The organism is Pseudonocardia hierapolitana (genome assembly GCF_007994075.1).
In the GTDB taxonomy this organism is placed as follows: Bacteria; Actinomycetota; Actinomycetes; order Mycobacteriales; family Pseudonocardiaceae; genus Pseudonocardia; species Pseudonocardia hierapolitana.
Genome location: NZ_VIWU01000001.1, coordinates 5552194 through 5566344 on the forward strand (window position 1 = coordinate 5552194; position 14151 = coordinate 5566344).

At 72.7% G+C, this 14151-nt stretch carries 12 protein-coding genes; 5 read left to right on the forward strand and 7 right to left on the reverse strand.

The window, feature by feature from the left end:
- Window position 1 precedes the first annotated feature (1 nt).
- The 4 genes from FHX44_RS26400 to FHX44_RS26415 all read left to right on the forward strand — a co-directional run bounded on the left by FHX44_RS26400 (window position 2) and on the right by FHX44_RS26415 (window position 5931).
- On the forward strand, window positions 2-1291 hold the full coding sequence (locus FHX44_RS26400) for an ABC transporter substrate-binding protein (protein ID WP_147258272.1): 1290 nt from the start codon (window positions 2-4) through the stop codon (window positions 1289-1291).
- Window positions 1288-2592, forward strand: a complete 1305-nt coding sequence (locus FHX44_RS26405) for an ABC transporter permease (RefSeq protein WP_246170597.1) — start codon at window positions 1288-1290, stop codon at window positions 2590-2592. Before FHX44_RS26400 ends, FHX44_RS26405 begins: the two co-directional genes overlap by 4 nt.
- On the forward strand, window positions 2589-3431 hold the full coding sequence (locus tag FHX44_RS26410; RefSeq protein WP_246170598.1) for a carbohydrate ABC transporter permease: 843 nt from the start codon (window positions 2589-2591) through the stop codon (window positions 3429-3431). The genes FHX44_RS26405 and FHX44_RS26410 overlap by 4 nt, the downstream gene beginning before the upstream one ends.
- 61 nt (window positions 3432-3492) lie before the next feature.
- On the forward strand, window positions 3493-5931 hold the full coding sequence (locus FHX44_RS26415; protein WP_147258273.1) for a glycoside hydrolase family 65 protein: 2439 nt from the start codon (window positions 3493-3495) through the stop codon (window positions 5929-5931).
- Between the two features lie 328 nt (window positions 5932-6259).
- Here FHX44_RS26415 and FHX44_RS26420 read toward each other — a convergent pair whose 3' ends face one another.
- The 7 genes from FHX44_RS26420 to FHX44_RS26450 form a co-directional block, all read right to left on the reverse strand.
- Complete coding sequence (locus tag FHX44_RS26420) at window positions 6260-7897, reverse strand: IS4 family transposase (RefSeq protein ID WP_147258263.1); 1638 nt, start codon at window positions 7895-7897, stop codon at window positions 6260-6262.
- Between the two features lie 732 nt (window positions 7898-8629).
- Window positions 8630-9103, reverse strand: coding sequence for a hypothetical protein (locus FHX44_RS26425; protein ID WP_147258274.1), 474 nt, complete (start codon window positions 9101-9103; stop codon window positions 8630-8632).
- 29 nt (window positions 9104-9132) lie between these two features.
- Window positions 9133-9861: a B3/B4 domain-containing protein gene (locus FHX44_RS26430; RefSeq protein WP_212612644.1), complete on the reverse strand. Its 729-nt coding sequence runs from the start codon at window positions 9859-9861 to the stop codon at window positions 9133-9135.
- A gap of 20 nt (window positions 9862-9881) precedes the next feature.
- The gene (locus FHX44_RS26435; protein ID WP_147258275.1) at window positions 9882-10499 is read right to left on the reverse strand and encodes a hypothetical protein; all 618 of its coding nucleotides are present in this window, start codon (window positions 10497-10499) and stop codon (window positions 9882-9884) included.
- A 113-nt stretch (window positions 10500-10612) separates the two neighbouring features.
- Window positions 10613-11620 carry a 4-hydroxythreonine-4-phosphate dehydrogenase PdxA gene (locus FHX44_RS26440; protein WP_147258276.1) on the reverse strand — a complete coding sequence of 336 codons (1008 nt, stop codon included), beginning with the start codon at window positions 11618-11620 and terminating at the stop codon, window positions 10613-10615.
- Between the two features lie 89 nt (window positions 11621-11709).
- Entirely contained in the window at window positions 11710-12603 is an 894-nt protein-coding gene (locus FHX44_RS26445; protein WP_147258277.1) for a M56 family metallopeptidase, read from the reverse strand.
- Window positions 12600-12965, reverse strand: a complete 366-nt coding sequence (locus tag FHX44_RS26450; protein ID WP_147258278.1) for a BlaI/MecI/CopY family transcriptional regulator — start codon at window positions 12963-12965, stop codon at window positions 12600-12602. Before FHX44_RS26450 ends, FHX44_RS26445 begins: the two co-directional genes overlap by 4 nt.
- Window positions 12966-13030: 65 nt before the next feature.
- On the opposite strand from FHX44_RS26450, the gene FHX44_RS26455 reads away from it, so the two are divergent.
- Complete coding sequence (locus FHX44_RS26455) at window positions 13031-14149, forward strand: cytochrome P450 (protein ID WP_147258279.1); 1119 nt, start codon at window positions 13031-13033, stop codon at window positions 14147-14149.
- The last annotated feature ends 2 nt before the right edge of the window (window positions 14150-14151 follow it).

Below are 14151 nucleotides of genomic sequence, written 5' to 3' on the forward strand. Positions count from 1 at the left end.
GATGCGCTGTCTGTGGGGCCTGGTCGCGGCTGCTCTCGTCATGACCGGTTGCGGCGGCCCCCACCCCGCGCCGGTCCACCCCGGCCCGCTGTCGGGGCAGGCGATCGAGGTCCTCGCCGTGTGGTCGGACGAGGAACAGGCGGCGTTCGAGCGGGTGCTCGACGTCTTCGAGCGGCGCACCGGCGCGTCCGTCACCTACGTCTCGGGCGGTGACGAGGTGCCCACCGTGCTCGCCACGCGGCTGGCGGGCGGCTCGCCCCCGGACGTCGCGGGCATCGCCCAGCCCGCTCTGGTGCGCACGCTGGCCCGCGCCGGGTCGCTCGTGCCGCTGGACCCCGGCACCGAGTCCGTGATCGACGCGCAGTTCGCGCCGGTCTGGAAGGAGCTGGGCACCGTCGACGGCAGGCTGTACGGGTTCGTGTTCAAGGCCGCGAACAAGTCGACGATCTGGTACGACGCCGGCCAGCTCGGTCCGGGCTTCGTGCCGCCGCGCACGTGGGACGGGTTCGTCGAGACGCTGCGGAAGCTGTCCGACACCGGGGACACCCCGCTCTCGGTCGGCGGCGCCGACGGCTGGACGCTCACGGACTGGTTCGAGAACGTCTACCTCCAGACCGCGGGCGGAGCGATGTACGACCGGCTCGCGCGCCACGAGATCCCGTGGACCGACCCGTCGGTGCGCACGGCCCTGCAGACGCTGGGCCGCGTGTTCCGGCCGGAGTACCTGCCCGGCGGGATCTCGAGCGCGCTGCAGACCGAGTTCACCGAGTCGGTCGTGGACGTGTTCGGAGAGGACCCGCAGGCCGCGATCGTGTTCGAGGCCGACTTCGTGGCGGGCGTGATCGCGGAGAGCACGTCGGCCACGGTGGGCGTCGACGCGCGGGTGTTCCCCTTCCCGCGGATCGGGCCGGTGTCGTCCGTGGTGAGCGGCGGCGACACGCTCGTGGCCCTCACCGACGAGCCGGGCACGCGGGCGCTCATGCAGTTCCTGGCCGGCTCGGAGGCGGCGTCGATCTGGGCGGCCCAAGGCGGGTTCGTCTCGCCGAACCGGGAGGTCGAGCTGGGGCAGTACCCCGACGACAGCACCCGGCAGATCGCCGAGGAGCTGGTGGGCGCCGAGAACCTGCGCTTCGACATGTCCGACCTGATGCCGAGCGCGTTCGGCGCCACCCGTGGCGACGGCTTCTGGCGGGCGATGCAGGACCACCTCGCCGACCCGGCGCAGATCGACCGGGTCCTCGCCGAGCTCGAGGCCGAGGCCACCGCCGCCTACGAGCGGGGAGACTCGTGACGGCCGAACCGACGGGCCCGCTGTCGGGCGGCAGCCCTCGCATCGCCGCGCTGTTCCTGACGCCCGCGCTGCTGCTCGTGATCGTCTTCCTCGTCTACCCGACGGCGTACTCGCTGGTGCGGAGCTTCTTCGACGCCCGTGGCACCGAGTTCGTCGGCGTCGAGAACTACGTCACCGCGTTCACCGACGACCGCACGCTCGTCGCCCTGCGCAACAGCGTGATCTGGGTCCTCGTCGCCCCGACGCTGGTGACCACGATCGGGCTGATCCTCGCCGTCCTCACCGAGAAGATCCGATGGGCCACGGCGTTCCGGCTCGTGATGTTCATGCCGCTCGCGATCTCGCTGGTCGCCTCGGGGATCATCTTCCGGCTCGTCTACGAGGAGGACCCGGACCGCGGGGTCGTCAACGCGGCGGTGGTGTCGGTGCACGACGTGTTCACCCCCGCCTCGCCGTACTCGGGCGCGCGCCCGCGGGAGGGCGGTGGGCTCGTCGGCGCGCCGGACGGTGCGCTCGTGACGTCCGGGCGGGTGGGCGCCAGCAGCGCGGTCGGCCTGCCGATCACCGGCTTCGACCCCGTCGACCTGCCGGCGCGGGCCGCCGCCGCGGTGCGACCCGAACCCGGCACGGGGCTGCGCGGCCTGGTCTGGCTGGACGTCGGTGGCACACCGGACCGCACCGGCGAGGTGGACGCGGGCGAGCGCGGGATGCCCGGCATCACCGTGGAGGTGCTGGAGGGCGATCGCGTCGTCGCCACGGCGACCACCGGTGACAACGGCAGGTTCACGGTGCCCGACCTGCCCGGCGGGCCCTACACCGTCCGGTTGCCGGCGGCGAACTTCGCCGAGCCGTTCCGCGGGCTGACCTGGCTCGGCCCCGTCCTGGTCACCCCGGTCGTGATCAGCGCGTGGTTGTGGATCATGTCCGGGTTCGCGATGACGCTGATCGCGGCCGGGCTCGCGAGCATCCCGCGCGACGCGCTCGAGGCGGCGCGGGTGGACGGCGCCACCGAGTGGCAGGTGTTCCGGCGGGTGACGGTGCCGCTGCTCTCGCCGGTGCTGCTCGTCGTGTTCGTCACGCTCGTGATCAACGTGCTGAAGGTGTTCGACCTGGTCTTCGTCATCGCGCCGGGCTCGGTGCAGGAGGAGGCGAACGTGCTCGCCCTGCAGGTGTGGCAGGTGTCGTTCGGGGCGGGCGGCGGTGACCAGGGGCTGGGCAGTGCGCTCGCGGTGCTGCTGTTCCTGCTCGTGCTGCCGGCGATGGCGTTCAACATCAGACGGTTCAGAGGGGACCGGTCGTGATCCGCCGCGTGGTCGCCCGGCTGGGTGGTCCGGTCGTCAGGGGCGTCCTGGTCGCCGTCGCGCTCGTCTGGATGTTCCCGGTGGTCGGCCTGCTCGTGGCGTCGCTGCGTCCCGAGGCGAGCAACGCGCGCAGCGGCTGGTGGACCGTCCTCACCGCGCCCGCACAGCTCACGCTCGCCAACTACGCCGAGCTCATGGCCGACCGCGCCGTGCTCGGCTCGTTGTGGAACACCGTGCTGATCGCCGTGCCGTCCACCGTGATCGTGGTGGTCATCGGTGCCTTCGCGGCCTACGCACTGGCCGGGATCGAGTTCCCGGGCCGGGACGTGGTGACGATCGGTGTCGTCGCGCTGCTGGTCGTGCCGGTCCAGGTGGCGCTCGTTCCCGTGGCCAAGCTGCTCGGCGGGATCGGCCTGTACGGCTCGATCCCCGGTGTCGTGGCGTTCCACGTCGCGTTCGGGATGCCGTTCGCGGTGTTCCTGCTGCGCAACTCGTTCGTGGGAATTCCGCGCGACCTGCTCGAGGCCGCGCGGCTCGACGGCGGACGCGAACTGCGGATCTTCTGGCGGCTGGTGCTGCCGATCTCGCGGCCCGCCATCGCGGCGCTCGCGACCTTCCAGTTCCTCTGGGTGTGGAACGACCTGCTGGTCGCGCTCGTGTTCGCCGACGAGGGATCCGCCCCGATCACGGTGGCCCTGCGCAGCCAGCTGCGGCAGTTCGGCAGCAACGTCGACGTGCTCGCGAGCGGCGCGTTCGTCTCCATGATCGTGCCACTCCTCGTGTTCTTCGCGTTCCAGCGCGCGTTCGTGCAAGGCGTACTCGCGGGGTCGACGAAATGAACCCGGGACGCCTGCTGCACGATGACCCGAGCTCGCTCCCCGAAGCATGGAGGTCCCCCTGATGTCGAGCGGTCGCGTCTTCGCCGTGGAGCCGTGGGTGGTGCGGGAGCCACGGTTGGATCTGGACCGGATGGGCCAGGTCGAGTCGGTGTTCGCGCTGTCCAACGGGCACATCGGGCTGCGGGGCAACCTCGACGAGGGTGAGCCGCACGCGATGCCGGGGACGTACCTGAACTCGTTCTACGAGCGGCGGCCGCTGCCGTACGCGGAGGGCGGGTACGGCTACCCGGAGTCCGGGCAGACGATCATCAACGTCACCAACGGCAAGCTGATCCGGCTGCTGGTGGAGGACGAGCCGTTCGACCTGCGCTACGGGCGGCTGCGCCGCCACGAGCGGGTGCTGGACCTGCGGGCCGGCACGCTGTCGCGGGACGTCGAGTGGGAGTCCCCGGCCGGGCGGGTGGTGCGGGTGCGCTCCACCCGGCTGGTGTCGCTCACCCAGCGCGCGATCGCGGCGATCGAGTACGAGGTGGAGGTCGTCGACGCCCCGGCACTGGTCGTGTTGCAGTCCGAGCTCGTGGCCAACGAGCAGCTGCCCAGCCGCAACGAGGCGGACCCGCGCGTGGAGGCGGCGCTGACCGATCCGCTGGTCGCCGAACAGCACGGCAGCGCCGGTGCGGGCGCGTACCTGATCCACAGCACCCGCCGCTCCGGCCTGCGGGTGGCCGCGTCGATGGACCACGAGGTGCACGGGCCCGAGACCACGGAGGTGACCTCGGAGGCCGCCGAGGACATCGCGCGCACCACCGTGATCGCCCGGCTCGAGCCCGGCAAGCCGCTGCGGCTGGTGAAGTACCTGGCCTACGGCTGGTCGTCACGCCGATCGCTGCCCGCCCTGCACGACCAGGTGCGGGCTGCGCTCGCCGCCGCCCGCTACACCGGTTGGGACGGTCTCGCGGCCGAGCAGCGGGCCTACCTGGACGAGTTCTGGGAGACCGCGGACGTCGAGATCGACGGTGACGCCGAGCTGCAGCAGGCGGTGCGGGTGGCCACCTTCCACGTGTTGCAGGCCGGGGCACGTGCCGAGCGCCGCGCGGTCGGGGCGAAGGGCCTCACCGGCGAGGGCTACGACGGGCACACCTTCTGGGACACCGAGACCTTCTGCCTGCCGGTGCTCGTCCACCTGGCGCCGCACGCAGCGGCGGACCTGCTGCGCTGGCGGCAGTCGATCCTCCCGCAGGCCTACGAGCGCGCCGAGCAGCTGGGCCTGAAGGGTGCGGCGTTCCCGTGGCGCACCATCCGAGGGCAGGAGTGTTCGGGCTACTGGCCCGCCGGCACCGCGGCGTTCCACATCAACGCCGACATCGCCGACGCCGTGCGCCGCTACGTGGCGGCCACCGGGGACGTGGTGTTCGAACGCGAGGTGGGGCTGGAGCTGCTGGTGGCCACCGCGCGGCTGTGGCGCTCGCTGGGGCACCACGACGCGGCGGGGGAGTTCCGCATCGACGGGGTCACGGGGCCGGACGAGTACACCGCGATCGTCGACAACAACGTCTACACCAACCTCATGGCGCAGCAGAACCTCCGCTACGCCGCCGACGTCGCCGCCCGCCACCCCCGCACCGCCGCCCGTTTCGGCGTCGACGCCGAGGAGATGGCCAGCTGGCGCGACGCGGCCAAGTCGATGCGGATCCCGTACGACGAGGTGCTGGGGGTGCACCCGCAGTCGGAGGGGTTCACCTCGCACGCGGTGTGGGACTTCGAGAACACGCCGGCCCACAAGTACCCGCTGCTGCTGCACGTGCCGTACTTCGACCTGTACCGCAAGCAGGTGATCAAGCAGGCGGACCTGGTGCTGGCGATGCAGCTGCGGCCGGACGCGTTCTCGCCGGAGCAGATGCGCCGCAACTTCGCCTACTACGAGGCGCTGACGGTGCGCGACTCGTCGCTGTCGGCGTGCACGCAGGCGGTGGTGGCGGCGTGGACCGGGCACCTGGATCTCGCCTACGACTACCTGGCCGAGGCCGCGCTGGTGGACATGGACGACCTGGCGGGCAACTCCGATCACGGGGTGCACATCGCGTCGATGGCCGGCACCTGGACGGCGGTGGTGGCCGGGTTCGGCGGGATGCGGATGGACGAGGCGGGCATCAACTTCGCCCCGCGCCTGCCTCCCGCCCTGTCGCGGATCTCGTTCGGTCTCAAGTGGCAGGGCAGGCAGCTGCGGGTGGAGATCCGGCCCGATGAGGCGGAGTACCGCCTGGTCTCGGGCCCGCCGATGCGCCTGCACCACCACGGCGACGCCATCGCCCTCGACGGCGAGCCACAGGTCCTCCCGATCCCGGCGCTCGAGCCGGTCGAGCCCGTCGAGCAGCCCCACGGCCGCGCGCCCCGCTCCCGCCTCTCCGGGAACGGCACCCGTCGCACGTTCCCGGAGATCGCGATGCCGCAGCCCATCGCCCTGGGGATGGAGGAGGAGCCGCTGCGGCAGACGGGGTGAGGCGCATCATCGCGAGGGCCTCCTTGCGGCGTCTCGGCGCCGGAGCGTGTCGAGACGGGGCGGTACATCGGCGTGCTGCTGTGCTTCTGGCTGCGAGCCTCTGCGGCCCCTCGGGCATGCGGTGCAGGCAGGCCGGGGCCTGCCCGATGGGGCGCACGGCGCCGCCAGGAGGCGGTCCCGCGCATGATCAGCAGCTCGGATCTGTGTGGCCCGCAGCGACGATCAAGGGGCTGATGGCCGCGAGCAAGGGCGATCGGCCACGATCAAGGACTGATGGTCGCCGTTGAAGATCAACCAATGCCGCGACGTTAAGCCGGGGGGCTGATCGTCAAGGGTCTTGGTCGGTCGGGGTGTTGAGGGCGTAGGTGCTGGTGGCGACCCGGGTGAAGAAGCCGTGGCGGGTCCATTCGGCGAGTTGGGTGAGCAGGTTGCGGGGTGGGCGTCCGAGTGCGGTGGCCAGTTCGTGTCCGGTCCAGCCGCGGTGGGGGTCGGTGTTCATCAGGGCGATGACTTGGGTGCGGGTGGTGGGTGGTGGGGCCGGTTTGGTGGGTGGTGGGGCGGTCAGGGGTGGGGTCCGGATGGTGATGTCGATGGCGGTGATCGCGGTGGGGATGTCGGGGCGGGGGTCGGTGGGGTCGCGGTAGGCGTAGCGGGAGGTCCCGCATTTGACGGTGCGGGCGCTGTAGCGGGGGCGGCGGTCGGGCAGCAGGGTGGACAGGACGGCCTGGCCGATCTCGCCGATGTGGCCGGTTGGTCCGCAGATGCCGTGGGCTCCGGTGAGTTGGGTGCGGGCGGTTTCCAGGGCGGTGGTGAAGCAGGCCCGGTCTGGGTCGGTGCCGGGGCGGGTCTCGATGGCCTCGACCATGGCCATGCGCAGGAGTTGGTAGAGCGTGAGCAGGGCCCAGGTTTCTTGTTCCAGGCCGGGGCGGTCACCGGAGCGCAGGACGTGCCCGGCCAGCAGGGTGTGGCGCAGCGCCAGGTAGGCGGATTCGATCTCCCACCGTTCGTGGTAGAGCCGGATCAGCGCCTCGGCGGGGTAGCGGCGGTGGTCGGTCAGGGTGGTGATCAGCCGGTAGCGGTCACCGACCCGGCTGCCATCAGCACCGGACATCCTCAGGTGGGCATCGATGACCCGCAGTTGGCGTCCGCGCTGGCGCCTGCCGATGCGGGTCAGGTAGGAGCCGTCGGACAGATGCGCCAGCACACCCGGGACGCGGGTGGCTTTGGTGCGGACCAGCAGGTGCGCCCCGGTGGCGGCGGCCTCGTGCAGGAAGGCGTTGGTGTCGAAGGCCCGGTCGGCCAGCACCAGCATGCCCGGGCCCAGGTGCCCGAGCAGGCGCCGGGCCAGGGCGACCTCGCCGCCGCCGCGGTGGCGGGCCGAGCCGAGCGCGGCGCCGAGCAGGCCGCGGGTACCGGTCTCGACCAGGCCCATCAGCCGCAGCGTCGGGTAGCCGGCAAAGCCGGTCTTGTGCAGGATCCGGCCCAGCCAGGACCGGTTGCGGTCGGTGTCGGGGACCTTCAACGAGTGGCAGCCGTCGAAGGCGACCGTGCGGAGCCCGGCGAAACACACCCCCGGGGTGCGTGGCTGCCCGAGCGGCCCGGCCACCACCTCGAACAGGGCCTGCACCGGGGCCGGGCCCAACCGGCGCCGCAGATCCCGCAACGCCTTCTCCGACGGGCGCGCCACCGCCAGCCCGGCCAATCCGGCCAGCCCGCCGGTCAGCTTCGCCCACACCTGGGCGTAGCCCAACCGCGGGAACAACCCCAGCGCCAGCACGAAATACACCCCGACCCGCGAGGGCAGAACCCGCAGCCGCCGCTGCACCGTCCCGGTCTGCGCCAGCACGTCATCGACCAGCTCGAACGGCAGATACGGGGTCAACTCACCGAGATGACCCGGGGCGAACACGCCCGCGGCCACGGTGACGGTGCGGGTGAACGTGGTCGTGGCAGACTGCGCAGGCAACGGGACCTCAGGTAGACCGGGAAGATCGTGATGGGTTGCCCCGACCTACCAGAGGTCCCGTTACCTATCTCCCCGACACGCCGCCCCACAGCCTTGACTTGATCGTCTCACCCTTAACGTCGCGGCATTGGAAGATCAACTAGCCACCATCTCGCCTTGATCGCCGATCAGGCCCCGGTGTGCGGCTTTGGCCCTCACCGGGGAAGATCGCCGATTCGGTGCGCTCACGGCGGGCCGGACAGCCGTGGGTGCGCCAGATCGCCGATCATCAGGGCGCACCGGCCTCATGATCGGTGTTTCGGCGCCTTCACGGCCGGATTCCGCCGTAGAGGCACCAACGCCTTGATCATGGCCGTGGGACCGCCTTCGGTGGCGCCGCGCGCCCTCCGGGCAGGCCCGTGGCCTGCCCGTGTTGTGCTGCCCGGAGGGGTCGCAGAGGCTCAGAGGTCAAGGGTCGCGCAGCGATCGCGGAGCGACGCCGAAGGCGCCCTTGAGCTCTGAGGGGCGGCCCCGCACGATGCGCGGCGCCACCGAAGGCCCCTGCGCAACGGCGGCCACCGAAGGCCCTGCGCAACGGCGGCCACCGAAGGCCTTGCGGGAAGGTGGCCACCGAAGGCCCTGCGGGAAGGCCGCCACCGGAGGCACTGCGCAGAGGCGGCTCTCGGAGGCCCTGTGTGAAGGCTCCACAAGAGCCCCACAAAGGCGGCGCCGCCAGGCTTGATCAGCCGCTGTTCAGCCCTCGCGACGACGCTTCCTGCGCCGCCGGGCCGGTTCGGGTTCGGGGTCGGGGGGAGCCGGGGTCAGGGCCAGCTGCGAGGCCTGGCGGCTGAGCACCTCCAGGTTCGCGCGGACGTCGCTGTGTGCGGGGTCGAGCGCCACCTGCTCGGCCACCTCGGCGGCCTGCGACACCGCGTCGGCGAAGGCGCTGCGTGCGGCCTCGAGGCGCTGGGCGATGCGCTTGGCCGGCTCCTCGCGCACCCGGAACCACGCCGGCTCGATCGAGTCGCCGACGATCGCCAGCCTGCGCACGGCGTCGAGTTCCACGTCGAGCCGCTGCGCGATCTCGCCGAGCCACGCGCGGGCGGGCCCGGCCGGCAGCGCGTAGGTGATGCGACGGAAGCGGGCCACCGAACCCGCGCAGTGGCCGACGTAGCCGTTCCAGTAGCGGGACAGGCTGGTGGGGGGTGGGGCGGACCGGCGGCGCACGGGGACAGGGTGCCCCATCGGTGTCCGGGCTACTGCACTGCGTGGCGGGTGGCGAGGTGCGCCACGGGGGCGTCCGCCGTGAGCGTGGCCGTCGTGACGGACGCGGCGTGCGGCGCGAGCAGCGCCGTCAGGTGCGCCGCGGCGTCGGTCAGCCGCTCGGCCGGGACGTCGGCGCTGATGCGCTCCAGCATGAAGACGGCGGACGTGGTGCTCTCCTGGACCCGCGTGGCGTGGGAGTCGCGGTGGTTCCAGTGCCGGGTGAGCACCTCGGTGCCCTGCGCGTAGACGACCTCGCCGACGCCCGGGACCTCCACCTCGTCGGGTTCGCCGAGGGGCGTGAACCGGTCTTCGGGGGTGGCGGGCCGGATCTCGACGTGCGCGCCGAGCCGGTCGAGGTCGAATGCGCCCGCGGGCACGGCGAACCGCACGGACGTCGCGTTGTAGGCGTCCACCGCCCCGTTGACGCGGGGAAGCCTGCCCTGCCGCACCAGGCGGCGCAGCAGCGCGTCGACACTGGGACGGGTGCGGCGCGGGTTGGTGCCGAACGCGCGGTAGGCCGCGTGCCACGTGGCGATCGCCGGCTCGTCCTCGGACCAGGTGATCGCGCCGGTCCCGGCATCCGCCTCGGTCGCGGCCAGTGCGGACTCCGCCTCCGGCCAGTGTCCGGTGTTGTCGAGGCCGGTGGCGACGACCAGTTCCACGCGCATGTCGGAGAAGCGCGCCTGGACGTCGGGGTGCACGGTGAGCGAGGTGGGCACGTGCCGACGCTACCGCCGGTTCATGCCAGGGCCGCTCGCAGCTCGTGGTGGCGGGACTTGAGACGGATGTTCTTGTTGAGCGGGTCGTGCGCCTCGTCGGGCTCGACGTCGCCCGCGATCCCGACGTCGTTGAGCACGCGGAACATCGAGACGAGGTGGGCGATGCGGCTCTCCTGCGCATCGACCGGGCGCTGTGACCCGGCGGCCAGCGCCAGCGTGGTGTCGACCCACCGCACCTCGCCGTGGAGGTCGGCCTGCTGGAGCACCTCGACCATCCGCCTGCGCAGCTCGGCCGGGGACAACCCGATCCAGCGGGGCACCGAGCGCGCGTCGAGCGGGAACAGCTCGCCGCGCTGCTCGAGGTGGATCAGCTCCACGGCGTAGAGGTGCCCGAACGAGCAGTAGCGGCAGCCGTTGCGGAGCGAGATGAGCGTGCAGGCCAGGTGCGTGCGCAGCGGGCCGAGGGCGCGGAGCGTGCGCTCGTACCGCGGCATGTTGAGCACGAACCAGCCGAGCGCCGGCAGGGCGCCCAGCTGGGCGACGATCGGGCCCATCAGTCGGGGCGGGAACCCCCACAGCCGCTGACCGATCCGCTCCAGCACACGGACGGCGAAACGATCCAACCCTCGCTCGGCCACGGCTCGCTCCTGACTCACAGTGACGTGCATATTACTCGCACGTGTACCTGCAAGATCGACGAGTTCCGCCTCCGTAATGAGCAGCTTCGTTGCGTTGAATGGCCGTAGAAATATTAGGCTGAATGGCGCACAGTGGAGTTCCGTGCAGCCCGTCGGGCGCCGATGCGGGCCGCGAGCCCGAACGCGTTGCGGATCGAGCCGGTGGAGGCTGTCCGCCGGCCGACGAGGTCGAACGCGGTGCCGTGGGCCGGGGTGCAGATGGGCACGCGCAGCCCGCCCGCCATGGTCACGCCGCCGTCGAAGCCGAGCAGCTTCATCGCGATCTGGCCCTGGTCGTGGTACATGGTGAGGACTCCGTCGAACTCGTCCCGCCGCAGGAAGATCGTGTCCGACGGGAACGGCCCGGCCGCGTCCACGCCTTCGGTACGCAGCTCGGCAACGGCCGGCGCGATGACGTCGATCTCGTGGCGGCCGAAGCGGCCGCTCTCGCCCGCGTGCGGGTTGAGCGCGCAGACGCCGATGCGGGGCGCGGCGATGCCGGAGTCGCGCAGCACGGTGTGCAGCAGCCGGCCGGCGCCGAGCACGTTCTCGCGCGTGATGCCGTCGGCGACCTCGGCGATCGAAACGTGCGAGGTGACCCGCGCGGTCCAGATCGTCGGGAGGACGTTGAGCTCGCAGGTGTACGCCTCCGCCCCGAGGATCGTCTCGAACCAGCGCAGCTCGTCCTTCTCGCGCATCCCGGCCAGGTGCAGGGAGGACTTGTTCAGCGGCGCGAACACGATCGCGTCGACGTCACCCGCGTCGGCCATCTCCAGCGCGACGCGCAGGTTGCTCATCGCCCAGCGCCCGCCAGCCTCGGTGGCGATCTTGCGTTCGAAGGCGCCCGGCCGCGCTGCCCCGTTGTCGTGAAGGCGGGGCTCGCGCGGTCCGCCGTAGGAGAATTCGACGCCTGCGTCGGCCTGCGCGTCGGCGAGCTCGCGCTCGTCGGAGATCAGCACGATGTCGGCCGCCGCGGTGGTGCCCGGGTCGGCCAGCAGCCGGGCGACCAGCTCCGGACCGATCCCGGCCGGGTCGCCGAGGGTGACGGCGACCCGGGGCTTGGCGGACTGGCTGGTGGTCATGGCTTCCTTCCGGTCGGGACGGTTCGCGGGTGCCGCGGACGGCCGAGGCGATCAGTGGGCGAACATCAGGTTGCCGAGCAGTACCCCGGTCAGAGCGGCAGGACGTAGAGGCTCGCCGGCGTGGTGGCGACTGCGAGCGCGGCGAGGGCGGTCGCCAAGCGGATCGAGCGGTGGATCGGTGACGTCCCGCCGTGCAGACGCGCGATGCGCAGCGCGATGGCGTGCTCGCTGGCTGCGAGCGTGCCCGCGGGCGAGGGGTGGCCTCCCAGCTCGTGGAAGCGTCGGAGGGCGGCCGTGAGAGGTGTCGGGCCGTGGCGGCGGGCGGCGTGGTCGTCGGCGCACATCTCGACGAGCAGCTCAACGTCGGCGGCCGCGCGGGCCACCGGGCCGATCGGCAGCACGCGGCGGATGGCGTGGAACGGCGCCAGCACCAGGTGGTGGCGCCCGCGCGCGTGGGCGTGCTCGTGGGCGAGCACCGCGGCCAGCTCGCGCTCGGTCAGCGCGTCGACGGCGCCGGTGCTGATCACGACGCACCCGGCCGGCCCGGGCACGTAGTAGGCCGCGGCGGCGGGGTGTTCGAGCAGGAGCGCGCGGCCGTGGGGGTCGGGTCGCCCGACGAGCCGCAACAGCAGGCGGTGGCGGGACCTCTGCCGCCACAGCTGCCACGAGCTGTGCGCCTGCACGCCGACCGCCGCGGCGGCGAGGAGCAGGCCGGCGGCCACGGCCGCGATGTGCGCTCCGGTCAGGTGCCCAGCTCCGTCGGTGACCAGCGAGCCGAGGGCGGGGGCGATGCCGCGCCCGTACGGCGCGAGACCGAGGCCGAGCAGCAGCCCGACCGCGCCGGTCACGGCGCTGACCACCGTCGCGTGCCAGAGGAGCAGCGCCAGCCGCGGCGCGCGTGGCTGCCAGCGTCCGCGGGTGAGCGCCCGTGCCGCGGCCGCGGCGAGGACGAGGGTGACGGCGTGGTGGAGGACGTAGATCATCGGTCGGGTTCGTCGGGGACGTCGAGCGCGGCCCGCAGCACCCGCGCGTCGGCCGGGCTGACGGCGCGGGCGAAGCGCACCAGCGCGCCGTCGCGGTCGCCGGTGCGGTCCAGCGCGCGCAGCATCAGCTCCGCGATGTGGTCGTCGCGCGAGGCGGCGGGGGAGTAGTGCCAGGTGCGGTCGATGTTGACGCGCGTGACGACCTGCTTGCGCGTGAGCCGTTCCAGCACGGTCCGCACGGTGGTGTAGGCGAGGTCGGGGTCGCCGATCGTGCGCAGCACGGCGCGCGCGGTGACCGGTTCCGGGTGCGCCCACAGTGCGTTCATCACGTCCTGCTCGAGCTCGCCCCGCGCCCTGCGCACCGGATCATCCTCGCACCCTCCCCTTCCCGTTTAGTTCTACATCTTGTAGTGCTACGTTTTGTAGCATGATTCACGCTCCCTCTCCGTGCGGTCCGCCGCGCTGGGTGCACCTTCCGGACGGAGTCGACGGCTGGCTCGTCACCCGGCACGCCGACGCGCGCGCCGTGCTGGCCGACCCGCGCTTCGTGCGCGATCCGGCGCGGGTGGCCCGGCTGCGCGGGCAGCCGGTGCCGCACGGCGGCGGCCGGGCGGCGACGCTCCTGCACCTCGACACCCCCGGGCACACGCGGGTGCGCAGGGCGGTGAACCCGGCGTTCACGGCCCGGCGCGCCGAGCAGCACGGCTCGTTGATCGACGAGATGGCCTCGACGCTGGTGGAGCGCTGCCAGGGTTCGGGCCGTGCCGACCTCGTGTGCGATCTCGCGGTGCCGCTCGCGGTGCGCGTGCTCTGCGAGGTCGCCGGCCTGCCGGCGGCCGACCACGCGCGGTTCGGCCCGTGGGTCCGGCAGGTCCACCGGATCGACGGCGGGGCCGAGGCCGGTCGGCGCACCCTCGAGGCGATCGATGCGCTCGACGGGTACCTGCGGGAACGCATCGCCGGTGGCGCCCCCGGCGTACTGGGCGAGCTCGCCGGCGCGGAGCGGCTCACCGAGGACGAGGTGATCGCGCTCGGCCGTGACCTCCTGGTGGGCGGCTACGAGAGCACGGCGAACCTGATCTCCGGCGGGCTCGCCCTGCTGCTCGCCGAGCCGGGCCGGTACGAGCGGCTGCGGCGCGATCCGGGTCTGGTCGACGCGGTCGTCGAGGAGTGCCTGCGCCAGGTGGCGCCGTTCCCGCTGCTGGAAGCGCGGTACGCGGCAGAGGAGGTGGAGGTCGGGGGAGCGGTGTTCGCCCCGGGCGACGCCGTGGTGGTCGACGTCGCGGCGGCCAACCGCGACCCGGACCGGTTCGCCGCCGGGGCCGGCTGGGACCCGGAGCGCGCCGCCGGGCACCTCTCGTTCGGCCACGGTGCCCACCACTGCCTCGGCGCGATGCTCGCCCGGCGCGAGGCGCTGGCCGCGTTCCGGGCTGTGCTCGCCTTCACCGGCCTCCGGCTCGACTGCGCCCCGGACGACCTGGTGTGGGAGCCGGGGTTCACCCCGGCGCTGCGTGCCCTGCCCGTGCGGTTCACCCCGAAGGGCTGACC

Coding starts and splice junctions, on each gene's coding strand:
- FHX44_RS26445 (WP_147258277.1), bottom strand. CDS start 12,603: ATGATCTACGTCCTCCACCACGCCGTCACCCTCGTCCTCGCCGCGGCC.
- FHX44_RS26440 (WP_147258276.1), bottom strand. CDS start 11,620: ATGACCACCAGCCAGTCCGCCAAGCCCCGGGTCGCCGTCACCCTCGGC.
- FHX44_RS26455 (WP_147258279.1), top strand. CDS start 13,031: ATGATTCACGCTCCCTCTCCGTGCGGTCCGCCGCGCTGGGTGCACCTT.
- FHX44_RS26415 (WP_147258273.1), top strand. CDS start 3,493: ATGTCGAGCGGTCGCGTCTTCGCCGTGGAGCCGTGGGTGGTGCGGGAG.
- FHX44_RS26400 (WP_147258272.1), top strand. CDS start 2: ATGCGCTGTCTGTGGGGCCTGGTCGCGGCTGCTCTCGTCATGACCGGT.